General features: G+C 71.4%; 23 protein-coding genes. 13 read left to right on the top strand and 10 right to left on the bottom strand.

Translation table 11 applies throughout. The features are described 5' to 3' along the window. Window positions 1–254: 254 nt before the first annotated feature. Window positions 255–1397 carry a geranylgeranyl reductase family protein gene (locus ABZU74_RS06315; RefSeq protein WP_355419068.1) on the top strand — a complete coding sequence of 381 codons (1143 nt, stop codon included), beginning with the start codon at window positions 255–257 and terminating at the stop codon, window positions 1395–1397. A 31-nt stretch (window positions 1398–1428) separates the two neighbouring features. Beyond that, on the top strand, window positions 1429–2199 hold the full coding sequence (locus ABZU74_RS06310) for an isoprenyl transferase (RefSeq protein ID WP_355419066.1): 771 nt from the start codon (window positions 1429–1431) through the stop codon (window positions 2197–2199). A gap of 41 nt (window positions 2200–2240) precedes the next feature. On the opposite strand, the gene otsB is transcribed toward ABZU74_RS06310, so the two are convergent. From otsB to ABZU74_RS06295, 3 genes are all read right to left on the bottom strand, one after another. Continuing rightward, on the bottom strand, window positions 2241–3065 hold the full coding sequence (gene otsB / locus ABZU74_RS06305; protein WP_355419064.1) for a trehalose-phosphatase: 825 nt from the start codon (window positions 3063–3065) through the stop codon (window positions 2241–2243). Between the two features lie 67 nt (window positions 3066–3132). Further along, the gene (locus ABZU74_RS06300) at window positions 3133–3486 is read right to left on the bottom strand and encodes a hypothetical protein (protein WP_030486710.1); all 354 of its coding nucleotides are present in this window, start codon (window positions 3484–3486) and stop codon (window positions 3133–3135) included. A 162-nt stretch (window positions 3487–3648) separates the two neighbouring features. Further along, a complete protein-coding gene (locus ABZU74_RS06295) occupies window positions 3649–4092 on the bottom strand; it encodes an XRE family transcriptional regulator (RefSeq protein ID WP_355419062.1) in 444 nt (147 codons plus the stop codon). A 264-nt stretch (window positions 4093–4356) separates the two neighbouring features. On the opposite strand from ABZU74_RS06295, the gene ABZU74_RS06290 reads away from it, so the two are divergent. From ABZU74_RS06290 to ABZU74_RS06265, 6 genes are all read left to right on the top strand, one after another. Beyond that, window positions 4357–4701, top strand: a complete 345-nt coding sequence (locus ABZU74_RS06290; RefSeq protein WP_145786311.1) for a hypothetical protein — start codon at window positions 4357–4359, stop codon at window positions 4699–4701. A gap of 31 nt (window positions 4702–4732) precedes the next feature. After that, window positions 4733–5068, top strand: coding sequence for a hypothetical protein (locus tag ABZU74_RS06285; protein WP_355419060.1), 336 nt, complete (start codon window positions 4733–4735; stop codon window positions 5066–5068). A 412-nt stretch (window positions 5069–5480) separates the two neighbouring features. Beyond that, a complete protein-coding gene (locus tag ABZU74_RS06280) occupies window positions 5481–6896 on the top strand; it encodes a PhoH family protein (RefSeq protein WP_355419058.1) in 1416 nt (471 codons plus the stop codon). A gap of 278 nt (window positions 6897–7174) precedes the next feature. Beyond that, complete coding sequence (locus ABZU74_RS06275; RefSeq protein ID WP_355419056.1) at window positions 7175–7852, top strand: lytic transglycosylase domain-containing protein; 678 nt, start codon at window positions 7175–7177, stop codon at window positions 7850–7852. A gap of 114 nt (window positions 7853–7966) precedes the next feature. After that, a complete protein-coding gene (locus ABZU74_RS06270; RefSeq protein WP_355419054.1) occupies window positions 7967–8623 on the top strand; it encodes a rhomboid family intramembrane serine protease in 657 nt (218 codons plus the stop codon). 106 nt (window positions 8624–8729) lie between these two features. Then, on the top strand, window positions 8730–9698 hold the full coding sequence (locus ABZU74_RS06265) for an NAD(P)/FAD-dependent oxidoreductase (protein ID WP_355419157.1): 969 nt from the start codon (window positions 8730–8732) through the stop codon (window positions 9696–9698). Window positions 9699–9879: 181 nt separating this feature from the next. Here ABZU74_RS06265 and ABZU74_RS06260 read toward each other — a convergent pair whose 3' ends face one another. Next, entirely contained in the window at window positions 9880–10845 is a 966-nt protein-coding gene (locus tag ABZU74_RS06260; RefSeq protein WP_355419155.1) for a DMT family transporter, read from the bottom strand. A 2-nt stretch (window positions 10846–10847) separates the two neighbouring features. Continuing rightward, complete coding sequence (gene glpX / locus ABZU74_RS06255) at window positions 10848–11879, bottom strand: class II fructose-bisphosphatase (RefSeq protein ID WP_355419052.1); 1032 nt, start codon at window positions 11877–11879, stop codon at window positions 10848–10850. A 159-nt stretch (window positions 11880–12038) separates the two neighbouring features. Between glpX and ABZU74_RS06250 the strand changes: the two genes are divergently transcribed. Together ABZU74_RS06250 and ABZU74_RS06245 are read left to right on the top strand one after the other, a co-directional pair. Continuing rightward, a complete protein-coding gene (locus tag ABZU74_RS06250) occupies window positions 12039–12716 on the top strand; it encodes a DUF4245 domain-containing protein (RefSeq protein ID WP_355419050.1) in 678 nt (225 codons plus the stop codon). 207 nt (window positions 12717–12923) lie between these two features. Beyond that, window positions 12924–13769, top strand: coding sequence for a hypothetical protein (locus ABZU74_RS06245; RefSeq protein WP_355419048.1), 846 nt, complete (start codon window positions 12924–12926; stop codon window positions 13767–13769). A gap of 39 nt (window positions 13770–13808) precedes the next feature. Here ABZU74_RS06245 and ABZU74_RS06240 read toward each other — a convergent pair whose 3' ends face one another. Together ABZU74_RS06240 and xseA are read right to left on the bottom strand one after the other, a co-directional pair. Further along, window positions 13809–14030, bottom strand: a complete 222-nt coding sequence (locus ABZU74_RS06240) for an exodeoxyribonuclease VII small subunit (RefSeq protein ID WP_355419046.1) — start codon at window positions 14028–14030, stop codon at window positions 13809–13811. 48 nt (window positions 14031–14078) lie between these two features. Beyond that, entirely contained in the window at window positions 14079–15326 is a 1248-nt protein-coding gene (gene xseA, locus ABZU74_RS06235; protein WP_355419044.1) for an exodeoxyribonuclease VII large subunit, read from the bottom strand. 155 nt (window positions 15327–15481) lie between these two features. Between xseA and ABZU74_RS06230 the strand changes: the two genes are divergently transcribed. Both ABZU74_RS06230 and ABZU74_RS06225 read left to right on the top strand, forming a co-directional pair. Continuing rightward, a complete protein-coding gene (locus ABZU74_RS06230) occupies window positions 15482–16468 on the top strand; it encodes a 4-hydroxy-3-methylbut-2-enyl diphosphate reductase (RefSeq protein WP_355419042.1) in 987 nt (328 codons plus the stop codon). 40 nt (window positions 16469–16508) lie between these two features. Then, window positions 16509–16943, top strand: coding sequence for a hypothetical protein (locus ABZU74_RS06225; protein WP_355419040.1), 435 nt, complete (start codon window positions 16509–16511; stop codon window positions 16941–16943). 71 nt (window positions 16944–17014) lie between these two features. Here ABZU74_RS06225 and ABZU74_RS06220 read toward each other — a convergent pair whose 3' ends face one another. Continuing rightward, window positions 17015–20311, bottom strand: a complete 3297-nt coding sequence (locus tag ABZU74_RS06220; RefSeq protein ID WP_355419038.1) for a S8 family serine peptidase — start codon at window positions 20309–20311, stop codon at window positions 17015–17017. 136 nt (window positions 20312–20447) lie between these two features. Beyond that, complete coding sequence (locus ABZU74_RS06215) at window positions 20448–21623, bottom strand: DNA recombination protein RmuC (protein ID WP_355419036.1); 1176 nt, start codon at window positions 21621–21623, stop codon at window positions 20448–20450. A 54-nt stretch (window positions 21624–21677) separates the two neighbouring features. Here ABZU74_RS06215 and ABZU74_RS06210 point away from each other — a divergent pair, with 54 nt between their 5' ends. Then, window positions 21678–22523, top strand: coding sequence for a hypothetical protein (locus ABZU74_RS06210; RefSeq protein ID WP_355419034.1), 846 nt, complete (start codon window positions 21678–21680; stop codon window positions 22521–22523). A gap of 68 nt (window positions 22524–22591) precedes the next feature. Here ABZU74_RS06210 and ppc read toward each other — a convergent pair whose 3' ends face one another. Then, a complete protein-coding gene (ppc, locus tag ABZU74_RS06205) occupies window positions 22592–25378 on the bottom strand; it encodes a phosphoenolpyruvate carboxylase (protein ID WP_355419032.1) in 2787 nt (928 codons plus the stop codon). Window positions 25379–25799: the final 421 nt, after the last annotated feature.

The raw sequence follows: 25799 nt of genomic DNA, 5'->3' as shown, positions 1-25799 counted from the left end.
CCCCGATAGGCGACAGTCGCGGACAGTAACCGTCGCGTCCGCGGGTGCAGAGCAAAGGAGGAGGTGGGCGAGACCGGCCGGCCGAGTGCGGGAGCGGTCTCCGCCGGCGGGCAGGGTGCAGGATGGCGGGTGGCGTCGGTCACAGCGGTCGGCGTCGGGGCAGCTGCGGAGATCGTCGGGGCGGCCGGCCGCAAGGCCGACCGGGTCGCCCGGCGGGAGCGGCCGCGCCGCGTCGGACTGGAGGGAGGCGCGCGGTGGGTGACGAGTTCGACGTGGTGGTGGTGGGGGCCGGGCCGGCCGGGGCGGCTGCCGCGCTGACGGCGCGCCGGGCGGGTGCCAGCGTGCTGCTGCTGGACCGGGCCGACTTTCCCCGGGACAAGGCGTGCGGTGACGGGATCGCCGCGCACTCGGTGGACGTGCTCGCCGAGCTGGGGGTGACCGAGGCGGTGGCGGGCTACGCGCCACTGCCGGCGTTGCGCATGATCGCGCCGGGCGGCGGCGCTGTGGCTCGGGCGCTGCCCCGACCCGCGTACACGGTGCCCCGGGAGGTCTTCGACGCGCGGCTGGTGGCGGCCGCCGTGGCCGCTGGCGCGCAGCTGCGTCGGCACACCGTGCGCCGGCTCGAGCCGCGCGCCGACCGGGTGGTGCTCGACGGGCAGGTGGCCGGCCGGGTGGTGATCGGCGCGGACGGCGCCGGCTCCGTGGTACGTCGGGCGCTCGGCCACCCGCAGAACCCCGACCGGCACCTCGCGCTGGCCATCCGGGGGTACGCCCCGGCTCTGCCCGGCCCGTCCGAGCAGCTCATCGTCACCTCTAAGGCGCGCTGGCCGGCGTACGCCTGGTCGTTTCCGATCGGCGACGGGCGAGCCAACGTCGGGTACGGGGAGGTGCTGCGCGGTGAGCCGTTGAGCCGCGCGTACCTGCTGGACCGGCTGGCCGCGCTGCTGCCCGGCACCGACCTGGCGACAGTGACCGCGCTGCGCGCCCATCACCTGCCGCTCTCCACCCACCGGCCGTCGCCGGGGCGGGGGCGCACGCTGCTGGCCGGGGACGCGCTGTCGCTGATCAATCCGTTCACCGGGGAGGGGATCTTCTACGCGTTGCTCTCCGGCGCGCTCGCCGGGTCGGCGGCGGCCCGGTCGCCCGAGGGTGCGGCTGGCCGCTACGCCCACGGTTTGCGCCGCCGCCTCGGCACCCACCTGCGGCACAGCTCGGTGGCGGCGTGGTTGGCCCGGCGGCGCCGGGTGGTGGACGCGGCGGTCCGGGCGGCCCGTCGGGACGACCGGGTGTTCTACGACGTGGTCGAGCTGGGGTTGGGTGACGGACGCCTCACCGCCCGTACGCTGGCGATGATCGGCATCGGTCTGGGCGGCGGGGATGGGGCTCCGAGGCAGTGATCTGGTCGAAGGGTCGCTACGCTGCTAGGTGATGACGCTGCGGAACCTTATCTACTCCGTGTACGAGCGCCGGCTCACGGCGAAGCTCGCGGGTAAGCCGGTGCCCCGACACGTCGGGGTGATGTGCGACGGCAACCGCCGATGGGCGAAGGAAATGGGCTTCGTCGACCCGAACGACGGGCACCGGGTTGGCGCGGCGAAGATCAAGCATGTGCTCGGCTGGTGTGACCAGGCCGGCGTCGGGCACGTCACCCTCTATCTGCTGGCCACCGACAATCTGCGCCGTCCGGCCAGTGAGCTGGACCCCCTCCTCAAGATCATTGAGGACCTGGTGGTGGAACTGGCCGAGGAGGGCAACCCCTGGCGGCTGCGCATCGTCGGGGCGCTCGACCTGCTGCCGGCGCAGACCGCGGCGGCGCTCAAGGGCGCCGAGGAGCGCACCCGCGAGCGCACCGGTGGCGCGGAGGTCAACATCGCGGTGGGCTACGGCGGTCGCCGGGAGATCACCGACGCGGTCCGCTCGCTGCTGCTGGAGCACGCGGCCACCGGCGGCACGCTCGAGGAGCTGGCCGAGGTGCTGGACGTCGAGCACATCGCCGAGCACCTCTACACCCGGGGCCAGCCCGACCCGGACCTGGTCATCCGCACCAGCGGTGAGCAGCGGCTGTCCGGTTTCATGCTCTGGCAGTCCGCGCACTCGGAGTTCTACTTCTGCGAGCTCAACTGGCCGGATTTCCGGCACATCGACTTCCTGCGGGCCCTGCGCTCGTACGCCACCAGGCAACGCCGCTACGGCGCCTGACCCGGCGGCGACGCTCTCGGTCGCCGCCCGGGCAGGTCAGTTCAGGGCAGGTGGGTCAGCGCCCGGGTGAGGAAGTCACCCAGGGCGGCCGGCGACTCGATCGTCAGGTCGGCGGCGTTTGCCACCTCGAGTCCGGTCTCCGGGTTGGCCACCGCCACGCAGACGCCGAGGAAATCCGGGTCGGCGGCGGCGCGGGCGCGCAGCGCGGCGAAGGCCTTGATGTCGGAGACGTCGTCGCCGAAGTACCAGGCGCCGGTGGCGCCCTTGATCGCCTCGCCGATCACCATGCCTTTGTCCCGGTCGACCGGCGGCTTGAGCTCCAGCACCATCCGCCCGGCCTGCGACCGCAACCCGAGACGGTCGGCCTGCGTCTGCCCCCACTGCTGCACGGTCGGGCCGAGTTGCGGTGCGGTGCGCCAGTGCAGCGCGACCGAGAGCCGCTTGTATTCCACAAGCGTGCCCGGTGGCAGCTCCGCCCGAGCCAGGTCGGCCAGTTCGGCCATTGTCGGCACCCAGGGCAGCGCGGCCGGTTCGGTGACGGTTTCTCCGCCGGAGTGGCTGTGTTCCAGCCCGTAGAGGCCGTAGAGGTCCACGCCGGCGAGCCCGCCGAGCTGATCCCGAAGGAACTCGACGGGTCGGGCGGACACGATCGCGACCCGCTGCACGATCGGGGCGAGCGCCTCGATCGCGGCCAACGCCTTGGGCGCCGGGCGTACCGCGGTCGGATCGTCGTCGACGGGCGCGAGCGTGCCGTCGAAGTCGAAGAAGAGCACGGTCTCGGCCGCCCGGCTGGCGGTTATCCGCCAGGCCTGGTCGGCGTTCAACGGGGTTCTCGGCTGCTGATTGCCCAGATTCAACGGCGGCACGCGCGTCAGCGTACCCCGGCGATCCAGGCTCATTCCTGGCCGAGCTGACCCGTTGAGCGGTACGCGGTCAACGTTCGGCGGCTCCTCGTCCGCGCCGGCCGAACGGCACCACCGCCGCCTCCTGGCCGTGGCTCAACAGGTAGCCCTCCACGAACCCGGTGTTGCGATCGCCGGTGTGGTTCTCGATCTCGTTGAGCCGTGCCACCAGGAACTCGGTGAGCGCGCTGATTCGGTTGTTCAGGCGCTCGTGCAGCTCGGCGACGACGGCCAGGACGACCGCGGTGCCGGCGGTGATGAGCGCAAAGAGGTTGACGAACAGCGGTAGCTGCCCGCCGTCGACCGCGAGGGTCACTGTGTTGCCGGTCGCCCACAATGTCACCGACACCGTTGCGACCACGACTGCCAACCACTTCAGGGTCATGGACAGACCCCTCCTTCTGTCCCGCAGGGCTGGGTTCGGCCTTGTCCCGTCCCCCCGCCGATGACGAGCCCAAGCAGTACGAATAGGGACGCTAGCGTGCCCGTTCCAGCCCCGGAGGCAAACGAATGAACCTGACCAGGCGTTCTTTCGCTATCTGAGGAACTAGCCTGCCTGATTGCTCCTTTTTCGGACATCGACCGGGAGCGTTGGGCGGTATGCGAGGTATCTGATGGTTTCGCGGATGTGGAACTTCTCCGCATCCGATACCTGCGGATCGACCAGACGGCGCAGCAGCGCCTCCACGTCCGGGTCCATCGGAGGGGCGGTTTGGCCGGTGCGGGGGCCGGCCGCGGTGCGGTCCCAGCCGAGCGCGGCGAAGGCGGCGGCCGGGTTCAACCCCAGACCCTCGCAGAAGGCGACCACCCGCTCGGCCTCCGGGTCGCTGGCCCAGTCGCCTCGGACCCAACGGTTGATGGTCTGCCGGGAGACGCCGGTGCGCCGGGACACCTCGGTGCCGCTCCAGGCTCGGGTTGCCCGTGCCTCGTCCAGGGCCCGCCGGACGAAGGTGGCGAAGGCGATCTTCCGCGCATTGGCCGTCTCGGTCACTCCGTGACGGTACGGCCAGTAAGTTGCGGGTGCGTGACCCGGCTCGCCACTGTCACGCAGACGTGACGAACTGTTCGGATTTCCGGTAAACGAGTCAGTGCCACTGTTGAGGGGTGTCACGCGGGCAGAATAGATGAACGTAGTGGCAAACGTAAGCGGACGAAAAGCTGATACTGTCACGCCCATGGGACAATCTACGGTGTGTCACGTGCATGAGACGATTGGTGCTCACATGCGTCACGCCCCCGGTGCCAGGGGGTCGTGGTGACCGAGCTCGCCACCCGCGCCCAGGCCTTCGGGCTGATCGCCGAGGGGGTCGCCGCGGGGCTGACCGCCCCCTGGCGCCTCTACCTCGCCCGAGGTTGCCGCTACCTGTCGCTGAGCGTCGGCGATCGCACCGAGTGGAACGCCTGGCGTACCCATCTCGGCTGCCCGGAGCTGAGCGTCCGGGTCTACGACGCCGGCGGCGAGATCCGCCGGTCCTCGGTGGCCGAAGTCGTGCTGGACGGCTGCCGGATCAGCGTCGAGCTGGTCGAGGAGGTCAGCACCGACGACCTGGACCGGCTGCTCGTCGCCGACCCCACCACGATCGAGCCGGAGGAGCGATGACCTGGCGTCCCGGCTGGGCCGGAGCTGCCCGATGAGCCCGTTTCTCGCCGTGTTCCTCGTCCTGGTGCTCGGTGCCACCAGCTATGCGGCCGGGCGGTTGCACGGTCAGCTCAGCTACCGCATCGGCTACCGCTTCGGTTACCGACAGGGCTACTTCGACGGCGACCGGGGCGCCTGGAACCGGCGTCGTCGGGACGCCCAGGCGGCGATCGCCTCGGCGCTGTCGGTCTCGCCCGCGGGGGTGGTCCGCTCCACCGGTGTGGTCGAACGCCCCGGCACCACGTACACCGGCTCGTCGTTCAGCGCGCCGGCCGCCCCGATCACCGGGCGGCACCCGACCGGCACGCTCGTCCGACGTACCGGTTGAGGTCGGTCGGCGGGGTCACCTCGCCGACCGCCCCACGAACGCGGTGCGTCGTCCGCGGCGGACACGCACCGTCGGGGTCACGTCAGACCGGTGACGGTGGCCCCACCGGCCGGGGTGCGCGCAGGGGGCATGCATCCCGGCCGGTTCCGCCGTCTTCGCGACGACGCCTTTCGGCTGGTGCGGGCGTCGGCGAAGCGCTGTTCACAAGCGCGTCCTGGGAGATCCACGTTCGGCCTCTAGCCGGGAAGGTCCGGCGGGGCTAGCGTCTAGGCATGGCACGGGGTTCTCCCGAGCCAGCCGGTCCGCCCGGATCTGCGACCTCGCGCATGGGGTTCCGCATCCGACCCCGTGTCCCCGGGCACCGGAGGAGGCGGAACACGGGTGGCGGGTGCCCATCCGTCGGAGCAGGCCTGTGACGACTCGCCGTACCACCGCCGGTGCCGACCAGACCCCGGCCGCGACTGCCACGACCCGCCGCGCCACCAGGAGCCGCCGTTCGGCGGCCGCCGCGCCGGCCGACCCCAAGGAGCCACGACCAGCCGGCCAGGCCTTCGTCCTGGACACATCGGTGCTGCTCTCCGATCCGGCGGCTTTCCACCGGTTCGCGGAGCACGAGGTGGTGCTACCTCTGGTGGTCATCACCGAGCTGGAAGGCAAGCGGCACCATCCGGAGCTGGGCTGGTTCGCCCGGCAGTCGCTGCGGATGCTCGACGACCTGCGGGTCCGGCACGGTCGACTCGACCGTCCGGTGCCCGCCAACGACGTCGGCGGCACCCTGCGGGTGGAGCTCAACCACACCGACGACGGTGTCCTGCCGCCCGGTTTCCGCACCGAGAGCAACGACGCCCGGATCCTCTCCGTCGCGCTCAACCTCGCCGCCGAGGGGCGGGAGGTGACTCTGGTCAGCAAGGACATGCCGCTGCGGGTCAAGGCGGCCTCGGTGGGTCTGCGCGCCGACGAGTACCGCCACGGCCAGGCCAGTGATCCGACCTGGACCGGCATGTCGGAGATGCAGTTGAGCGAGGAGCAGATCGGCCAGCTGTACGCGGGCGAGACGCTCGATCTCGACGAGGCGGCCGGGCTGCCCTGCCACACAGGTCTGGTGCTGCACTCGGCGCGTGGTTCCGCGCTCGGTCGGGTGCTGCCGGACAAGTCGGCGCGTCTGGTTCGGGGCGACCGGGAGGCGTTCGGGTTGCACGGCCGCTCCGCCGAGCAGCGGATCGCTCTCGACCTGCTGCTGGACGAGTCGATCGGGATCGTCTCGCTGGGTGGCCGGGCCGGCACCGGCAAGTCGGCGCTGGCGCTCTGCGCCGGGCTGGAGGCGGTGATGGAGCGCCGCCGGCACAAGAAGGTGATCGTGTTCCGCCCGCTGTACGCCGTCGGTGGCCAGGAGTTGGGCTACCTGCCGGGCTCGGAGTCGGAGAAGATGTCGCCGTGGGCTCAGGCGGTCTTCGACACGCTCGGCGCGGTGGTGCACGAGAACGTGCTGGAGGAGGTCACCTCGCGGGGCATCCTGGAGGTGCTGCCGCTGACCCACATCCGGGGGCGCAGCCTGCATGACGCCTATGTGATCGTGGACGAGGCCCAGTCGTTGGAGCGCGGGGTGCTGTTGACAGTGCTGTCCCGGATCGGGCAGGGCTCCCGGGTGGTGCTCACCCACGACGTGGCCCAGCGGGACAATCTGCGGGTCGGCCGGCACGACGGGGTGACGGCCGTCATCGAAGCGCTCAAAGGTCATCCGCTCTTCGCGCACGTCACCCTCAGCCGTTCGGAGCGTTCGCCGATCGCTGCGATGGTGACGGACCTCTTGGAGGACATCCCGATCTGACGGGTGCTTATGTGGGCATTCGTCCACATTTTCGGTGTGGCGCAGATCACAAACAGCCTGGTTGGTTTCCCATCAGCCTCACTGTGCGCAATCGTGTCCCACGAGCGTCCACGCACCACGGGGATCGTTGGTGATCGTTCGTCCCGAGACGGACGACATCGGCGACCGTAGGTGCGGCGGCGCGACCGGCAACCGGTCGGGGCGCTCGTGGCACGGCTGACGGCTCACCTGTGGCCTGCGCCGCGCCACGTCCTTGCTCCCGACGAAGGGACCACTTCGTGAGTCGGCTGTGGAGCCGGTTGGGCGCCCGTACGGCTGCTGTCGCGCTGCTCTCCGTGGGCGTTGCCGGTGGCTTCTACCTGGGCGAAGACCGGGAAACCCAGCAACAGGGTCTGACCGAGCAGGTCAGCCGCGAGGTCGACCGGGCTGACTTCGCCTACCAGCGCGAGCGGCAGGCCGCCCACCAGGTGCAGTTCTCCAAGCAGCGGGCCGCCGAGTACCAGGCCAAGCTGCGGGCGAAGCAGGCCGCCAAGGAAGCCGCCGAGCGGGCCCGCAGGGCCGAAGCCGCCGCGGCTTCCCGCAAGCGCGAGCGCGCCGCCGCCAACGCGGTAGCCAAGCCGTACGACGGGCCGATTCCGGCGTCCTGCGCGGAGTACAGCGGTAACCGCAAGACCGGCTGCGCACTGATGATCGACGCGGGTTTCGGCATCTCCGAGTTCCCCTGCCTGGAGAAGCTCTGGACCAAGGAGAGCGGCTGGAACCACAAGGCCAGCAACTCCTCGTCCGGTGCGTACGGCATCCCGCAGTCGCTGCCGGGCAGCAAGATGGGCTCCGTCGCGTCCGACTGGCGGACCAACCCGGCCACCCAGATCAAGTGGGGGCTGGGCTACATCAAGGGCAAGTACAAGACGCCCTGCGGTGCCTGGACCTACTTCCAGAACAACGGGCACTACTGACGCTCTCGACGCGGGGCGGGTGGTCGCCCACCCGCCCCGCCGTCGCGCGTACCCCGGTCTGCTCGGACGGGACGTGAGTGGCGGTCGGCCGCTTTTGCTGATAGCAGTTGTGGAGTGACCCTGCACCCGTCAAGCGGCGGCGACCCGTACCGGTTCGGCACCGAGGCGTTCTACGCCTCGCTCGGCCGGGCGTTCGTCGCCATGTGTGCGGTGGTCCCGTTCCTCTTCCTCATCGAGGCCGTCGACCAGGGGCTGGCGTTCGGCCTGGACGCCACCGCCGGCATCATCCCGCAACGCATCGACGGGCTGGACGGGGTCTTCTTCTCCCCGTTCCTGCACCACGGCTTCGACCACCTCTACAGCAACAGCATTCCGCTGATCCTGCTGGGCACCTTCGTCCTCGCCGCCGGCGCCCGCCGGTTCCTCTGGTCGACGCTGGTCATCATCCTGGTCAGCGGGCTCGGCGTGTGGTTCACCGGTTCACCCAACTCGGTGGTGGTCGGCGCCAGCGGCGTCATCTTCGGCTACCTGGGCATCCTGCTCACCCGGGGCATCGTCGAGCGCAGCTGGTGGAATTTCGCGGTCTTCCTCCTGGTCGGTCTGCTCTACGGCTGGCAGCTGGTCGGCATCCTCCCCACCGACGAGCGGATCTCCTGGCAGGGGCACCTGTTCGGCCTGCTCGGCGGGGTGGTGGCGGCGATCCTGTTCCGTCGGCGGCGACCGACAGTGGACGGCCCGGACTACTCGGGTTCCCCGCTCAGCCTGCCCTGAGGCGATTCTCCGGCGCGCCTCTGGGACGTGCTTGCCGCACCGTCGCCGCCCGCCTACGGTCGAGATCAGCACGCGTTGATCCGTGAGCGGAAAGCGACGGTACGCCATGCGCGAGGTCGATGTCGCCGTGATCGGGGCCGGTCCGGCCGGCCTCTTCGCCGCGTACTACGCCGGGTTCCGAGGGCTGTCGGTGGCGGTGATCGACGCGTTGCCCGAGCCGGGCGGCCAGGTCACCGCCATGTACCCGGAGAAGCTGATCCTCGACGTCGCTGGCTTCCCCGCGGTCAAGGGCCGTGACCTGGTGGCCAACCTGGTGGCCCAGGCGGCCCCGTTCGGTCCGCAGTACCTGTTCGGCACCCGGGCGGAGAAGCTCTCGTACGCCGACGGCAATCCGGTGCTCGGCCTGGCCGGTGGTGAGCAGCTCGCCTGCGGCGCGGTCGTGGTCACCGGCGGTCTCGGCAGCTTCAGCCCGCGGCCGTTGCCGTGCGCCGACGGCGCCCCCGGCTCGGGGATCGTCTACTTCGTGACCGAGCCGACCGAGTTGACCGATCGGGACGTGCTGATCGTCGGTGGCGGCGACTCCGCCTTCGACTGGGCGCTGGCCCTGCAACCGCTGGCCCGGTCGGTGACCCTCGTGCACCGACGGGAGAAGTTCCGTGCGCACGCCTCGACCGTCGCCCGGGTGCTCTCCCTGCCGGTGCGGGTCGTGGTCAACGCCGAGGTCACCAGGCTGCTCGGCGACAGCGCGGTGACCGGTGCCGAGGTGACGGTGCGCGGCGGCGCGACCGAGACGTTGCCGGTGGACGTCGTGGTGGCCGCCCTCGGCTTCACCGCCGACCTGGGCCCCCTCGCCGAGTGGGGGTTGCGACTGGACCGCCGGCACATCGTGGTGGACAGCGCGATGGCCACCAACCTGCCCCGGGTCTTCGCGGCGGGCGACATCACCGAATACCCGGGCAAGGTCCGGCTGATCGCCACCGGCTTCGGTGAGGCGGCCACGGCGGTGAACAACGCGGCAGTGGCCATCGACCCGAGCGCACACCTCTTCCCCGGGCACTCCTCCGACGCCGGTTGACCATCGGTATCGGACCCCAACCGACCTGAGTCCGGATCGAGACGGCCGGGGGTTCGAACGCCGGTATCCGCCCCGCCCGCCGTACGGGCCCTATCCGGCCTACCCGCCCCAGCTGCCGCCGCGGACGGCGGTGCCTGATCCGCCCTACCCGCCGCCGCAGTGAGCGTCGGCGGGCGGGTGGTCAGCGGCGGGCGGGCGGCGCCAGCGCGGCGATCAGGACGGCCACCATTGTCAGCGCCGCCCCGAGCAGGGTGTTCACACCGGGGTGCGAGGCCGCCGTGGGAAGGATCAGGTCCAGCAGGACGGCGCCCACGATCTGCCCGGCGATGGTGGCCAGGCCGAGCAGCAGCACACCGGTGAAGCGCACGATCGCGGCGGCGATCGCGATGAACACGATGCCGATCGGGCCACCCAGGTAGAGCCACGGCTCGGTCGGCGGGTGGCCGCCGGGCCAGCCGCGTACCGCGATGTCGATCGCGAACGCGACGAGCAGGGTGACAGTGCCGACGGCGAAGTTGACCAGCGTGGCGGTCAACGCGCTGTCGGCCGCCGCCCGGACCCGACCGTTGACGGCCTGCTGCCAGGCGATGCCCACACCGGCGAACAGCGGCAGCAGGGCCAGGGCCAGCGCACCCGGGTCGCCAAGTCGGTCGCCGACCGCCAGGCCGACCGCCAGCACGGTGAGCACCGCGCCGGCCAGCCGCTGCCGGGTGACCGGCTGCCGGCCGGTCGGCCCGATCCCGGCCCGGTCCACCAGGAGGCTGCTCCCGGTCTGACCGGCCACCACCGCCACGGTGAAGACCGCCACGCCCAACGTGCCGATGGTGAGACCCTGGGTGGCGACCAGGAACGCGCCGCACATGCCGCCGAGGCACTGCCACGGCCGCAGCGCGCCCGTCCGCAGGGCCTGCCGCGTCGCGACCAGCCCCCGCCGACCACCGGGGGTGGCGGGCACCAGCATCAGCAGCACCAGCAGGCCGATGCCGAACGAGACCACCGCGGCAGCGAACCCGTCGTCGAGGCGTACGCCCAGCTCGCCGTTGATCCGCGACTGCACCGCCACCGCGACCCCGGAGGCCGAGGCCAGCGCGACGCCGGTGATCCGGCGGGCGGCCGACAGGGTCTGCGGGGTCGCCGTGTCGGTGATTGTCACTCCTGTTCGGCCAGCGGACGACCGTCGAAGTCGACCGCGGAGTAGAGCGCCAGCTTCTCCAGCCGGTGGTACGAGTCGATCACCCGGATGGTGCCGCTCTTGGAGCGCATCACGATCGACTGGGTGTACGCGCCGCCGGCCCGGTAGCGCACCCCGCGCAGCAGGTCGCCGGAGGTGACCCCGGTCGCCACGAAGAAGCAGTTGTCGCCAGTGACAAGATCATCGGTGCCGAGCACCCGGTCCAGGTCGTGCCCGGCGGCGATCGCCTTCTCCCGCTCCTGCTCGTCGCGCGGCCAGAGCTTGGCCTGCATCGCTCCGCCCATGCACTTCAGCGCGCAGGCGGAGATGATGCCCTCCGGGGTGCCACCGATGCCCATCAGCACGTCGACGTCCGACTCGCCCCGGGCCGCCGCGATGGAGCCCGCGATGTCGCCGTCGGAGATGAACCGGATGCCCGCCCCGGTCCGGCGGATCTGCGCGACCAGGTCGTCGTGGCGGCTGCGGTCCAGCACGCAGACCGTCACCTCGGAGACGTCGGTGCCCTTGACCTTGGCGATCCGGCGCAGGTTCTCCGCCACACCGGCGTTGATGTCGATCACATCGGCGTACACCGGGCCGACGGCGAGCTTCTCCATGTAGAACACGGCGCTGGGGTCGAACATCGCACCGCGCTCGGAGACGGCGAGCACCGCCACGGCGTTCGGCATGCCCTTGCTCATCAGGGTGGTGCCGTCCACCGGGTCGACGGCGACGTCCACCTCCGGGCCGGTGCCGTCGCCGACGTGTTCGCCGTTGAAGAGCATCGGGGCGTTGTCCTTCTCGCCCTCGCCGATCACCACCACACCGCGCATCTGGATCGAGTTGATCAGCTTGCGCATCGCGTCGACCGCGGCCCCGTCGCCGCCCTCCTTGTCGCCCCGACCGACCCACCGGCCGGCGGCCATCGCCGCGGCCTCGGTGACCCGGACCAGGTCGAGGGCAAGGTTTCGGTCGAGATCCTGCGGGATCCGCGTCCTGGTGTTCGTCATGACGGCTACTCCTCCTCGCGACGGTGCGGGGACGACCGGCGGCAGGGAGGCCCCCACTGCCGGCTTTGTCGCTGATCCTCACACGATGGCCGACCGGGCGTCGGCGCGGGGCGGTGATGGCCCGGATACCGCCGGTCGGGCGGCTGCGAAGATAGTGGCGTGGAACCCGCACAGCCAGCCGACCGCGTACCCGCCGACCGCACGCCGCCCGACGGTCAGCCGCCGGCCGACGTCCCCGCCGGCCGCGGCGGCGAGCCCGCCGCGACCGATCCGACCCCACCGCCGCCAGCGGTGTCCGGCAGGTCCGAGCGGTCGCCGGCGGCGTCCGGCAAGTCCGAGCGGTCGCCGAAGGACATGGCGATCTCGCTGCTGGTGCTGCTCGTCCCGATCGCGCTGCTGCTGGCGTTCTACCGGGGATTTCTCGGCGGCGACCAGGCCACCACCGTCGATCCGGCACCCGCCATCGAGCAGGCCCGCTCGGCGAACGTCTTTCCGGTGAGCCAGCCGCAGGGGCTCGGCGCCGACTGGAAGACGGTCAGCGCCCGCTACCAGACCGTCGAGGACGGTGCGAACCTGCGACTCGGCTACCTCACCCCGGAGGGGCGGGGCGTCCAACTGCTGCAGAGCAGCGTCCCGGCGGACCGTCTGCTCCCCGCCGAGCTGACCAGTCAGGGCCAGCCGCAGGGCCCCACCGAGCTGGCCGGGCACACCTGGCAGCTCTACACGGCCCGGGGAAACCAACAGGCGCTTGTCCTGCTGGAGCCGACCCGCACGGTGATCGTCGTCGGCGACGCCGGCGACAACGAACTCCGCGAACTGGCCGGCTCGCTGCGCTGACCGGACCCGGTGATCGAAGGCCCCGCTGACGTCAAATCTGGGCAACCAGCCCGAAGGGTGATTGTTCAACGCGTCGACAGGGAACAAGGAGGGAGTGATCCGGGCGCGCTGCTCGGCCCGGGTCGCGCGACGCAGCCGACGGTGCTGCTGCGTCGCCCGGTTTCCGGCGCCGCCCAGGTCGTCGGGTGACCCCCTTGGGAGAAACGTATGACTGTTCGACGACTCGGCGCCGGCCTGGTAGCCGCCGCTCTGATCACGCCCGCACTGGCCGCCTGCGCCAGCGGAACCGGCACCGCCGGATCGACGCCGTCCCCGACGGTGAGCGCGTCCGGCACGGCGAGCCCGTCCGGTGCCCCGGTGGCGGGTGACGCCAAGCAGGCCCTGCTCGACTCCACCAAGGAGATCAGCAACGGAAACTTCCGGTTCACGCTGGCCGGCGCCGGTTCGACGGCCGAAGGGCTGGTGCACCAGCCGAGCCAGAGTGCCGCCATGAAGATCTCGATCGGCGGCCCCTCGGCCGACCTGGCGATGAAGCTCGACGTGGTCCACTTCAAGCCGGACAGCTGGGTCAAGCTGGAGTTGTCCGGCCCCACCGCCGACAGCCTGCCCGCCATCAAGCAGCTCAACCTCGGCAAGTACCAGCACCTCGACCAGAACCGGATCAAGGGCAACCGCAACCTCGGCTTCGACTTCGAGAAGGTCGACCCGGCCGGCAGCGCGGTGCTCACCCAGGGCATCACCGAGGTCCGCAGCACCGGCACCGGCGCGTACGCCGGCACGATCGACGTCACCAAGGCCGCCGAGGCGGGCTCGTTGAATGCCGCCACGATCGCTGCGCTGGGCACCCAGGCGAAGACCGTCCCGTTCACCGCGAAGGTGGACCCGCAGGGCCGGCTCAGCGAGCTGGTGTTGCAGCTGCCGGCCGCCGGGCAGACCGCCGCCCAGGAGATTCGGATGACGTACTCCGACTACGGTGCCGCCACCGCCGCGCAGAAGCCGCCGGCGGACCAGGTCGTCGAGGCGCCGGCCGAGCTGTACAGCCTGTTCAACTGACGTGACCGGGTGGGGCGGCTCCGGCCGTCCCACCCGTGGTCAGGAAGCGGAATCCTGCCGGGCGGCGTCGATCCGTGCCCGAGCGCCATCGAGCCAGCGTTGACAGATCACCGCCAGCGCCTCACCACGCTCCCAGAGCGCCAGCGACTCCTCCAGGGACGTGCCGCCGGCCTCCAGCCGCTCCACCACCGAGGCCAGCTCGGCACGGGCCTGCTCGTAACTGAGCCGTTCGTCCGGCCCGGCCTTCGTGTCGTCAGTCATCGCGTTCATCTCAGCACACCACTCCCCGTCGCGCCGCGCCGCCGCCACTCAGCCATCGACAGTGGCGGCCAACTCGCCGTCGGCCAGTCGTACCCGCAACGGGTCGCCCTTGCCAACCTCCGCCGCCGCCCGGACCACGTGGCCGTCCGCACGCTGCACGATCGCGTACCCCCGGTCGAGGGTGGCGGCGGGGGAGAGGGCGCGCAGCCGCGCGAGGGTGTGCCGCAGGTCATCCTCGGCGGCGGCGAGCCGATGCTCCAGGCATCGGCCGGCCCGCTGCCGCAACGCGGTCAGCTCGGTCGCCCGATGCTCCACCATCACCTGGGGTCGGGCCAGCACCGGCCGGGAACGCAGCCCGTCGAGCCGGTGCGTCTCCCGGTCGACCAGGTTGCGCACCGCCCGTTCCAGGCGGTGCCGGGCCTGCCCGATGAGGCGTACCTCCTCGGTGAGGTCGGGGACGACCCGTTTGGCCGCGTCGGTCGGTGTGGAGGCGCGGACGTCGGCCACGTAGTCGATCAGTGGCGCGTCGGTCTCGTGGCCGATCGCGCTGACCACCGGCGTACGGCAGCCGAACACCGCCCGGCAGAGCGCCTCGTCGGAGAAGGGCAGCAGGTCCTCGATGCCGCCGCCACCCCGGGCGATGATGATCACCTCGATGCTCGGGTCGGCGTCCAGCACCTTGAGCGCGTCGACGATCTGCGGCACTGCGGACGGGCCCTGCACGGCCACGTTGACCGTCCGGAACTCCACCGCCGGCCAGCGCCGTCGGGCATTCGTCAGGACGTCCCGTTCCGCCGCCGACGCGCGACCGGTGATGAGCCCGATCCGGCCGGGCAGGAACGGCAGTCGACGCTTGCGGGCGCGATCGAAGAGCCCTTCGGCGGCGAGCAGCTTCTTGAGCTTCTCCAGCCGGGCCAGCAGCTCCCCCAGCCCTACCTGGCGGATCTCGTCGGCCCGCAGGCTCAACGTGCCCCGGGCGGCGTAGAACTCGGGCTTGGCGTGCAGCACCACGCGGGCGCCCTCGCGCAGCTCCGGCGCGCCGGCGTCCAGGACGTCCCGGTTGGTGGTGACGGTCAGGCTCAGGTCGGCCGACGGGTCGCGCAGGGTGAGGAAGACGGTGCTGGCTCCGGGGCGACGGCTGATCTGGGCCACCTGCCCGTCCACCCACACCCAGCCCAGTTTGGCGATCCACGCCCCCACCTTCTGGCTGACCACCCGTACCGGCCAAGGCTCCTCAGCGCTGCTGGCCCCGCTGCTGGCCCCACTGCTCCCCACCCGCGCCCCACCCTCGCTCACCCGCCCACCCTACGACCCACCCCACCTGGCCCGTCGATCATGAAGTTATTGCCCTCCGTGCCGGCGTGTCGGGGCAATAACTTCATGATCAACGCGGGACAGGGGTGGAGTTGCGGGCTGGGGCGGGTTTCGGGGGTGGCACGTACGATGGGGTGGTGACTGAGGCTCAGGCGACTCACCGGACCGGCAAGCGCGTGCTCCTGGCCAAGCCCCGCGGCTACTGCGCGGGTGTCGACCGCGCGGTGCAGACCGTGGAGGAGGCGCTGAAGCTCTACGGCGCCCCGATCTACGTGCGCAAGCAGATCGTGCACAACAAGCACGTGGTGCAGACCCTGGAGGCCCAGGGCGCGATCTTCGTGGAGGAGAACGAGGAGGTCCCGGAGGGCGCCACCGTCATCTTCTCCGCACACGGCGTGGCGCCGGAGGTCTACGAGCAGGCCAAGGCGCGTTCGCTGAAGGCGATCGACGCGACCTGCCCGCTGGTCACCAAGGTGCACCACGAGGCGCGGCGCTTCGCGGCCGAGGACTACGACATCCTGCTCATCGGCCACGAGGGGCACGAAGAGGTCATCGGCACCGCCGGAGAGGCCCCCGCGCACATCCAGCTGGTGGGCGGCCCGGACGACGCCGACAAGATCACCGTACGGGATCCGGAGAAGGTGGTCTGGCTCTCCCAGACCACGCTCTCCGTCGACGAGACGCTGGAGACGGTGGCCCGGCTCAAGCAGCGGCTGCCGCTGTTGCAGTCCCCGCCCAGCGACGACATCTGCTACGCCACTTCCAACCGGCAGCACGTGGTCAAGGAGATCGCAGCCGAGTGTGACGTGGTGATCGTGGTCGGCTCCACGAACTCCTCCAACTCGGTCCGCCTGGTCGAGGTCGCCCTGGACGCCGGCGCCCGCGCCGGCCACCTGGTCGACTTCGCGCACGAGATCGACGACGCCTGGCTGGAGGGGGCCACCACGGTCGGCCTGACCTCGGGCGCGAGCGTCCCGGACGACCTGGTCCAGGAGGTGCTGGTCCACCTCGCCGCCCGCGGCTTCGCCGACGTCGAGGAGATCACCACCGCAAACGAGCGGCTCACGTTCTCGCTGCCGCAGGAGCTGAAGCGGGACATGAAGGCCGCTGCGGCGCGCGGCTGAGCACGGGAACGAACCGCGGCCGGCGTACGTCAGATCCGGCATGAGGACTCTTCGGCTCGCCGTCCCCGCGCTGGTCGTCTGCGTGGCGCTGAGCGCCTGCGGCAGCCAGGGTGCCGGGGACGGCACACCCAGCCCGACACCGACGGGAGCGCAGCCGGTGACCAGCCAGCCCACGCCCGACCCGACCGCCCCGCCGGCGACCGTCACCCCCACCGTGCCCCCTGGGGTGAAGACTCCGAAGCCGGGCGGCCCGAGCACGCCGCCGGGCGTCGGGGCCACCACCCTGAGCGGCACCGTGCAGGGCGGTGTGGAGCCCGGCTGCGTACTGCTCGACGATTACCTGCTGCTCGGTGGCCCACGTGACGTGCTGACGCCGGGCGCGCGGGTCGAGGTCACCGGTCGAGTGGAGCCCGGCATGATGACCACCTGCCAGCAGGGCACCCCGTTCGTGGTCGAGAACGCCCGCCGGTCCTGACCACCCACCCCTGACACGCGGGAGCCCGCCCCCGAACGTGGGGACGGGCTCCCGCCGGTGTCACGAGCGGATCAGTTCACAGCCCCGATCGACACGTTGCCGCGACCCACGATCGCACCCTCGGTGGTGACGATCGCCAGTTCACCGGAGAGCTGACGCCCGTCGGCCGGAACGGCCACCGCAGTCACCGTGCCGGTGATGGTGGCCGACTCGCCGTGCATCAGCGGCACCGCGACGGCCGGAGCGGTGATCGTGCCCAGCGACGCGGACGCGAACGCGTCGTAGTAGTCGTAGGCGGTGCTGGTCCCCGGACCGTCGACCCCGTACGGCTCCACCACGACGCGGTAGGTGCCGGCCGGCGGGTCGGTCAGCGTGACCGCCTCCTCCGAGTCACCGTCGGCCGACCGGCCGACCTCGGTGGTACCCCGGTAGACGAACAGGTCCAGGTCGGCGCCCGCGTTCGCGGGGTTGCCGATCCGGGCGGTGAACGTCGACGTACCCGCCGGGATCTCGACGGTCCACTCCTGGTTGGGACCGCCCTCGGTAATGGTCGGACGCTCGGTCCGCACACCAGTCAGCGCGCCGCTGCGGCCGCTGACCGAGACCGGGCCGAAGACGTTGGTGACCTTCCAGCTCACCGGGGTTGGCTCGCCGGCATCGACACTGGGCAGCTCGACCAGCGCCGGCTCGACCGTCAGGCCCTGCACCCGCGCCTGGAGCTTGAACGGGTTGTTCAGCGCGGGGGACGTACGCCGCGACTCCACCTCGATCTCCCAGACCCCGGGAAGCGGGTTCTGGTAGTCACGCTCCTGCGGCTTGCAGACGTTGACGTCGGAGAAGTTGGTGTAGCAGACGGTGCTCGTGGTGGCCTCCACCGGCACACCCAACGGGTTGATCGCGATGAAGCGGGTCTGCGAACCGGTGGCGATCCCGGAGAGGTTCACCTGGAGCGCCTTGGCGCCCTCCGGCACCGTGACGAAGTACGACGTGAAGCCGTTCCGGTCGACCGAGCCCTCGTTGGCGTACGAGAAGGTGGGCTTCTTCACGTCGTTCGAGGCCACCACCACCGTGGACACCTCGAAGTCGACCACGTTGGTGGCCGGATCGTCGATCCGCACGATCGCGCCGTGCGCGCCCTCGGTGGCTGGCTTGGCGGTGACGCTGATGGTGACGGCCTTGTTGAGCGGCAACGCGACGCTCTTCGGTGCCTTGAAGGTGCCGTCGTTGCCCTGGAGCGTGACGTCGTGCTTGATGGTGCCGGCCGGCCCGCTGGTGCGGGTCAGCTTGACCGGGTAGGTCTTGCTCTGGCCGACCTTGTGGCCGCCCTCGGACGAGGTGCAGCGGTTGTAGACGCCGGTGCCCCGACCCGGGTTCGGCACGAACTTCACACCGTTCCAGATGGTCAGCTGGTCCGCCAGGGGGCTGCAGACCGGTGCGTCGGAGACGTACGACCGGGTTTCGACGCCCTGGCGCAGCAGCTGCCAGGCGCCCGGCACGTTGACCATGCCGTAGCCCTGCGCGTACGTCGGCACGTCAGCGATCGGCTTGGCGGAGCTGAACAGTGCCCGCCGCAGCGCCGCCGGGCTGACGCCCCGGTCGGTGGCCTTGGCGGCCGACAGCAGCAACGCGCCGGCGCCGGCGGTCTGCGGAGACGCCATCGAGGTGCCGTTGAGCATCGCGTAGCCCGGGGGCAGCGCGTATCCGGCCTCGGGGACCGGGGCGCCGAGCTGCCAGGTCGGTGCGGTGGAGATGGCCGAGCCGGGGGCGGCGATGTTCGGCTTGAAGCCGCCGTCCTCACGCGGGCCACGGGAGGAGAAGTTGAACAGGGCGTTCTTCTTCTTGACGACCGAGCCGTAGTTGGCCAGCCAGGTGTCCTTGCTGATGTTGGCGGCAACGCTGATCACGTTGCTGGCCACCGACGGGTCGCCGACGGTGTTGAGACCCGGGCCGGAGTTGCCGGCCGAGATGACCAACTGCACGCCGTACGTCTCGATCAGTTCGTTGTAGAGGTTCGTCCGCGCGTTGTTGCCGTCGTTCAGACCCGGAAGGCCACCGATCGACATGTTGACGATGTCGACGCCACGGTTGGCCACCAGATCGACCATGCCGGTGGTGAGGGCCGCAGCGGTGCAGCCGCCACCCCAGGAGCAGGCGCGGGCAGAGACCAGCTTGGCGCCGGGCGCGGCACCGTCGAAGGCCCCGTTGCCGAGCATGTCGTTGGCGGCGGTGATGCCGGCGACGTGGGTGCCGTGGGTGCTCTCCACGATGCCGATGTTGACGTAGTCGTAGGTGCCGGGCAGCCCGATCGGCGTGGTGTTCACGTTCTTGCGGAACTCGACGACGAAGGGCTGCCGCTCGGCCACCGGCGTCGCCAAGTTGTCGGTGCCGAAGTAGCCGATGTCGTACTTCTCCTTGTACGGCCGCATGATCGGGTCGTCGGTGAAGTTGAGGTTCTGGTTGGCGTCCACCCGGATGTTGTTCGTGGCCGGGTCGTAGAGCACCCCCCAGGTGTCGGTCGTGTCGCCGTCGCGGTTGACGTCACCCCGGGCGTCGCTCGCGGCGGTGACGGACTCGTTGAACAGGTTGAACCGGTACGTGCCGGCCGGTGCGGTCCAGGTGCCGCCGGCGATGGTGAACGACGGGCCGGCGACCTCGGCCTGCATCCGCCGCCACGTGCCGTCCTCCAGCGGGTCGGTCGCGGTGACCCAGTCGACGATCTTGCGCTCGCCGGTGGTGGTTTGCTGCAACGCCGGGTGGGCAAGGTCCACGCCGGAGTCCATGATGCCGATCGTGACGCCCCGGCCGTCCCACTCCGGGTGGGACGCGGTGAACGCCACCGCGCCGGTCTCGTTCGTCGGCATGTAGGGGTTGTCGGCCGGGGTGGTCTCTCCCGGCGCCGCGACGGTGGCCTGCCGTGCGCCGGCGGTGCCGGTGGCGGTGCGCTCCGGGGCCGGGTCCGGCAGTTGGATGACCTCGTCCAGGTCGACGGCGGAGACACCGGGCAGTCGCGCCGCCTTGAGGACCCGGTCGGTCGGGACCGTGGCCAGCACGAAGCCGACCCGGTCCTGTCGCTGGCTGACGGTGCCGCCGAGCTTGGTGAGGCTGTCGGCGACGTCACCTGCCTCACCCTTCTCGGTGGCGACGATCAGGGTGACGGTCGGGGCCTTCTTGGCGCGGGCTTCGCTGAGCAGTTTGGCGTCGTGCGCGCCCAGCGTTTCGGCGGCGGTGGCCGGGGAGGTGTCCGCTGTGGTGGTGGGAGCGGCGGCCGCTGTGGCGGCACCACCCACGGCGGTCACGGCGCTGGCCGCCAGGACCGATGCGAAGAGCGCGGCTGAGGTTCGCCGGCTCAGGTTCGGGAGTCTGCTCACGTTCTCTTTTCCTCCAGAGAACAGGGCCCTCAGAGAAGGGCGCTCGGGTGAGCAGAATCTTTCGGGGTGTCGGCGAACACTGTCACTAGTGGCCAGTTCCTTGTGACCACTTCGTGATATGCAGGCATACGCACTGTCACATAGATGGCTGGCGGGTCGAGACCTCGCCGTCGGCCGGATCGGCCAGCTCGGGTGCCTGCGGCTGCCGGGGCGTCAACTCGACCTGGGCCGGGGTGGCCAACTCGTCGTCCGAGACACCCAGCTCGGCGAGCTTGCGGGCGCTGACCAGCACCCGGGCCTCCAACGAGCCGACCGCCCGGTTGTAGGCGGTCACCGCGCCGGCCAGCGAGGACCCGAGCTTGCCCACGTGGTCGCCCAGTGTGGAGAGCCGGCCGTACAGCTCCCGGGCGAGGGTGTGCACCGCGAGCGCGTTGCGGGCCAGTGCCTCCTGCCGCCACGAGTAGGCGACAGTGCGGAGCAGGGCGACAAGCGTGGCCGGCGTGGCGAGCACCACGTTGCGGGTGAAGGCGTGCTCCAGCAGCGTCGGGTCACGCTGGAGCGCGACGTCGAGGAACGGGTCGGCGGGGACGAACAGCACCACGAACTCGGGCGAGTTGTCGAACGCCGACCAGTACGACTTGGCGGCCAGCGCGTCGACGTGCCCCCGCAGGTGCCGCGCGTGCGCGTCGAGGTGAGTGTCCCGACCGCGCTCGTCGCGGGCCTCCATGGCGGTCAGGTACGCGTCGAACGGGGCCTTGGCGTCCACCACCACCGAGCGACCGCCGTGCAGTCGGACCACCAGATCCGGTCGGACGACCTGCTGGTCGGTGGCGGCGGTGACCTGCTCGGCGAAGTCGCAGTGCTCCAGCATGCCGGCCGCCTCGACGATGCGGCGCAGCTGGTGCTCGCCCCACCGGCCCCGCACCTGCGGTGCCCGCAGCGCCGCCACCAACTGCTTGGTCTCGGTGCGCAGCTCACCGGAGACCGCGTTCATCGAGCGGACCTGCTCACGCAGCTCGGCGTACGCGTCGACGCGGTCGTGCTCCAGCTCGGCCACCCGCTGCTCGTAGCGGCGCAGGGTGTCGTGCAGCGGCGCGACCGCCCGGGCCACCGCCTCCTGGGACTGCGCGGTGGCCTCGTAGCTCAACGCCCGCATGGACTGCTCCAGCCGGCCCTCGCCCTCCCGGGTGGCGGCCAGGGTGGCATCCAGCCGGGCGATGTCGGCCGCCGACCGGGACCGGGCCGCGAGCCAGCCCACCGCCCCGCCGGCACCGAGGCACACGATCACCAGGAGCAGCGTCGAGACGTCCATCACCGGAGCTTGCCAGACGGATACGACGTGACACCCGGGGGTACGTTCGATGGCATGGAACTTGTGCTCTGCCTCGCCGTTGTACTGGTCGGCGCGTTGGGCGCCGCGGCGCTCATCCGTGCCCAGGCCGGTGCCCGTCGGCGCACCGAGCTCGGCGACGCCCGCGCGGAGGCGCAGCGGTGGTACGAGCGTCTCGGCGGCCAGTTGATGAACCTGCACGGCGACGAGCCGGCGGTACGCCAGGCGTTGGCCGACGCCGGTGAGCGGTACAACGCGGCAGGCTCCCAGCTGGAGCAGGCGTCCACGCCGCACCAGTTCGGGCTGGCCCGGGAGACCGCGCTGGAGGGTCTGGTGTACATCCGGGCGGCGCGCACGGCGCTGGGCATCGACCCGGGCCCCGAGCTGCCCACCCTGGCTGCGGCCCGGGGTGTGGGGCAGCTCACCAAGGAGCGCGAGGTCGATGTGCAGGGGCAGACCTTCCGAGCCGGGCCGCAACCCGGCCGGGAAACGCCCTACTACTACCCCGGTGGGCGTTATCAGGGTCGACCGGTGCCCGCCGGCTGGTATTCGACGCCCTGGTGGAAGACGGCGTTGGGCGCCGGCGCCGGGGTGCTCGGCGGCATCCTGATCGCGGACGCGCTCTTCTCGCCCGCCTTCGCCGACCCCGGGTACGGCTACGACGCCGGCTACCAGGAGGGCTTCGGTGACGGTGTCGACCAGGGTGGGGACGGCGGCGGCGACCAGGGTGGGGACGGCGGCGACTTCGGCGGCGGCGACCAGGGTGGGGACTTCGGCGGCGGAGACTACGCCGGTGGGGACTTCGGCGGCGGCGACTTCGGCGGTGGCGGTTTCGGCGGCGGTGACTTCGGGGGCGGGGATTTCGGCGGCGGTGACTTCTGAGCACCGTTCCAGACCTACGACAACGGGCCCCGGTCGCGAAGACCGGAGCCCGTTGTCGTACCTGCTGATCAGCCGGTGTTGCGCATCCCGGCGGCGATGCCGTTCACGGTGGTGAGCAGCGCGCGTTCCAGGGCGGTGCCGTCGCTCGGTGCCCGTCGGCCGCCCGGGGCGGTGGCGATCGCCCGCCCGGCGGCGCCCGACTCCCGATACTGCCGCAGCAGCGCCACCTGGAGGTGGTGCAGCGGCTCCAGGTAGGTGTCGCGGACGGCCAGGGTGCGCTGGAGCACCGGCGAGTTTTCCAGCAGGGCCGGCGAGGCGGTGACCGCCAGCACCTCCCGCTTGGTCAGCTCGTACTCCTGCTCGATCTGCTCGAAGATCGGGTGCAGCTTCTTCGGCACCAGCGTCTCGACGTACCGGCGGGCGATGCTCAGGTCGGTCTTGGTGAGCATCATCTCGACGTTCGACAGGAACGTGCGGAAGAAGTGCCAGTTGCGGTGCATCTCGGCCAGCACGTCCGCCAGCCCGGCCTCGCGTGCGGCGGCCAGCCCGGAGCCGACGCCGAACCAGCCCGGAACGATCTGCCGGGTCTGCGTCCAACCGAACACCCACGGGATGGCCCGCAGGCCGGACAGCCCGGCGCCGGTGTTCGGGCGCTTCGCCGGCCGGGAGCCGATGTTCAGCGCACCGAGCAGCTCGGTGGGGGTGGACGCCCAGAAGTACGCCGGCAGGTCCGGGTCCTCGACGAGCGACCGGTAGGACCGGAACGCCGACTCGGAGACCACGTCCATCGTCGCGTCCCAGCGCTCCAACATCTCGGCCGGCTGCCGGGGTGCGGTGTGCAACAGGGTCGCCTGGAGCACCGCGGCGAGGGTCAGCTCAAGGTTTTCCCGGGCCAGTGAGGGCAGGGTGTACTTGTCGGAGATCACCTCGCCCTGCTCGGTCACCTTGATCGCGCCGTCCATGGTGCCGTACGGCTGCGCCAGGATCGCCTCGTGCGTCGGCCCGCCGCCGCGCCCGACCGTGCCGCCCCGGCCGTGGAACAGCCGCAGGTGCACGCCGTGCCGGGCGGCCACGTCCCGCAGCGCGCGCTGCGCCCGGTGGATCGACCACTGGCTGGTGGTGATCCCGGCCTCCTTGTTCGAGTCGGAGTAGCCGAGCATGACCTCCTGCACGTCACCCCGGGCCGTCACCAGCGCCCGGTACGCGGGCAGCGACAGCAGCTCGTCGAGGAGCTCGCCGCCGGCGTTCAGCTCGGCCGGGGTCTCCAGCAGCGGCACGAAGCCGATCCGGGCCCGCCCGCTGTGCACGTCCACCAGGCCGGCCTCGCGGGCCAGCACCACGGCGGCCAGCACGTCGTCGACACCCAGGGTCATCGAGATGATGTACGACTCGATCACCTCGGCGCCGAACCGGTCCTGTGCCTCCCGGATGGTCCCGAACACGTCGAACGTCTTGCGGGCCGGCTCGGACAGCGAGGTGTCCACTGTCGACAGGGGGCGGCGGCCGGTCAGCTCGTCGGCGAGCAGCTTGGTGCGTTCCAGCCGGGTCAGCGCCGGGTAGTCGGAGACCTCGCCGACGGCCTCGTAGAGCTGCGCGAGCACCGCGTGGTGCGCCTCGGCGTGCTCCCGGACGTCCATGGTGGCCAGGTGCAGGCCGAACGCGGAGACCGTACGGATGGTGGAGGCCAGCCGGCCGACCGCGGTGAGCTGCCCGGAGTTGCGGGCCAGCGAGGCGCGCAGCAGGTCCAGGTCGGCGATCAACTCGGCGGAGCCCCGGTAGTCCCGCCCGGGCACGTGCGCGGTGCCCTGGCGCAACCTCAGCCGGGTGTTGGCGAGCTTCGCCTTCACGCAGCGCGCCTTGAGCCGGTACGGCTCCTCGGCGTTGACCCGGCGGAAGCGCTGCGCCACCTCTGGCAGCGCGTCCAGGTCGGCGGCGAGGCTGGCGGAGAGGTCCAGCGACACCCCGCGCAGGCGGCGGGACACCGAGACCTCGTTGATCAGGTGGTCCATCGCCTTCTCGGTGGCCGCGATGCCGTGCTCGTGCTGGATGGTCAGCACCTCGCGGGTGACGGCCGGGGTGACGAACGGGTTGCCGTCCCGGTCGCCGCCGATCCAGGTGCCGAAGCTCAACGGCCGGGCCGTCGGTGAGGTCTCCACGCCGAGCGTGCGCAACGTGTCGGCCAGGTCGTCGAGCACCTGCGGGGCGGCCTCGGCGTACAGGTCGCGCAGGTAGTAGATCGCGTTGCGGGCCTCGTCGGTCGGGTCCGGCCGGTCCAGCCGCAGCTCGTCGGTCTGCCACATCAGGTCCAGCAACTCGGCCAGCCGGCGGTTGGCCGGGCCCTCGTCGCTGGCGCCGTAGAGGATCGCGTTGGCGGTCTCGGTGTCCAGTTCGTCGGCGATCGCCCGCAGCTTGGACAGGATCGAGCGACGGGCCGCCTCGGTCGGGTGCGCGGTGAAGACCGGTCGCACCGCCAGCCGGCGAGCCGCGTTGGCGATCTCCTCGGCCGGCACCCCGCGCTCGGCGATCATCTTGGCGGCCTGGTCCAGCCAGCCGCCCTGCACGGCGCGGCGGCGGCGCAGATCCCGCGCACGGTGCACCTGCTCGGTGATGTTGGCCAGGTGGAAGTAGGTGGAGAAGGCGCGGGCCAGCTTGGTGCCGGTGGTCACGTCGAGCCCGCCGAGGCGCTGGGCGGCCGCCGGGGCGTCGGAGCGGACCTGGGCCCGGATCTCCTCGACGAGGTCGAGCAGCGGGCGGCCTTCCTGGCGGGCCAGGGTCTGGCCGAGCAGGGTGCCGAGTCGGCGGATGTCGGCGCGAAGTGCGGCGTCCGGGCCGTCGTGGTCGTGCTGGTCGGTCACGATGCGCTCCCTTACGTGGGTACGAAGGACAGCGCTGTCCGACTTACTGGATGGTATCCGCGCGCCGGGGATGTCTGGAGGGCCCCCTGGTGATCCACTGCTTCCCGGAGGGTGTTTTTCGGGGTGATCTCAACCACCGTCGTGGTCCGGCGCGGGGCCGGAGTGTGCCGTTCCGGGGCTGGAGGCGGCGGCCCGGCGACCGCGGACCAGGCTCGCGCTGACCAACCCGAGCCCTCCGAGCACCGCCCAGATCGCGAGGGCGAGGGCGGGCCAGCCGGTCGCGCGGCGGAAGATCCACTCGACTTCAAGGAAAACGCGGTGTCGACGCGCCGAGGACGCCCCAATTTCCTTGAAGCCGAGTGGATCATTGGTTTCGAGCCAAACCCTGGACGGCAGGAACGGTTGCGTCAGGAGAGCGGGA

The sequence above is a fragment of the Micromonospora sp. NPDC005171 genome (assembly GCF_040608575.1).
In the GTDB taxonomy this organism is placed as follows: domain Bacteria; phylum Actinomycetota; class Actinomycetes; order Mycobacteriales; family Micromonosporaceae; genus Micromonospora.
Note: the sequence above shows the minus strand (reverse complement) of the source record. Positions and strands in the feature narration are given on the sequence as shown.

What these genes read in the sequence shown, in the direction of transcription:
- ABZU74_RS06310 (WP_355419066.1), top strand. Translation starts at nt 1,429, where the DNA reads ATGACGCTGCGGAACCTTATCTACTCCGTGTACGAGCGCCGGCTCACG.
- ABZU74_RS06300 (WP_030486710.1), bottom strand. Translation starts at nt 3,486, where the DNA reads ATGACCCTGAAGTGGTTGGCAGTCGTGGTCGCAACGGTGTCGGTGACA.
- ABZU74_RS06285 (WP_355419060.1), top strand. Translation starts at nt 4,733, where the DNA reads ATGAGCCCGTTTCTCGCCGTGTTCCTCGTCCTGGTGCTCGGTGCCACC.
- ABZU74_RS06265 (WP_355419157.1), top strand. Translation starts at nt 8,730, where the DNA reads ATGCGCGAGGTCGATGTCGCCGTGATCGGGGCCGGTCCGGCCGGCCTC.
- glpX (WP_355419052.1), bottom strand. Translation starts at nt 11,879, where the DNA reads ATGACGAACACCAGGACGCGGATCCCGCAGGATCTCGACCGAAACCTT.
- ABZU74_RS06245 (WP_355419048.1), top strand. Translation starts at nt 12,924, where the DNA reads ATGACTGTTCGACGACTCGGCGCCGGCCTGGTAGCCGCCGCTCTGATC.
- ABZU74_RS06240 (WP_355419046.1), bottom strand. Translation starts at nt 14,030, where the DNA reads ATGACTGACGACACGAAGGCCGGGCCGGACGAACGGCTCAGTTACGAG.
- ABZU74_RS06225 (WP_355419040.1), top strand. Translation starts at nt 16,509, where the DNA reads ATGAGGACTCTTCGGCTCGCCGTCCCCGCGCTGGTCGTCTGCGTGGCG.
- ABZU74_RS06215 (WP_355419036.1), bottom strand. Translation starts at nt 21,623, where the DNA reads ATGGACGTCTCGACGCTGCTCCTGGTGATCGTGTGCCTCGGTGCCGGC.
- ABZU74_RS06210 (WP_355419034.1), top strand. Translation starts at nt 21,678, where the DNA reads ATGGAACTTGTGCTCTGCCTCGCCGTTGTACTGGTCGGCGCGTTGGGC.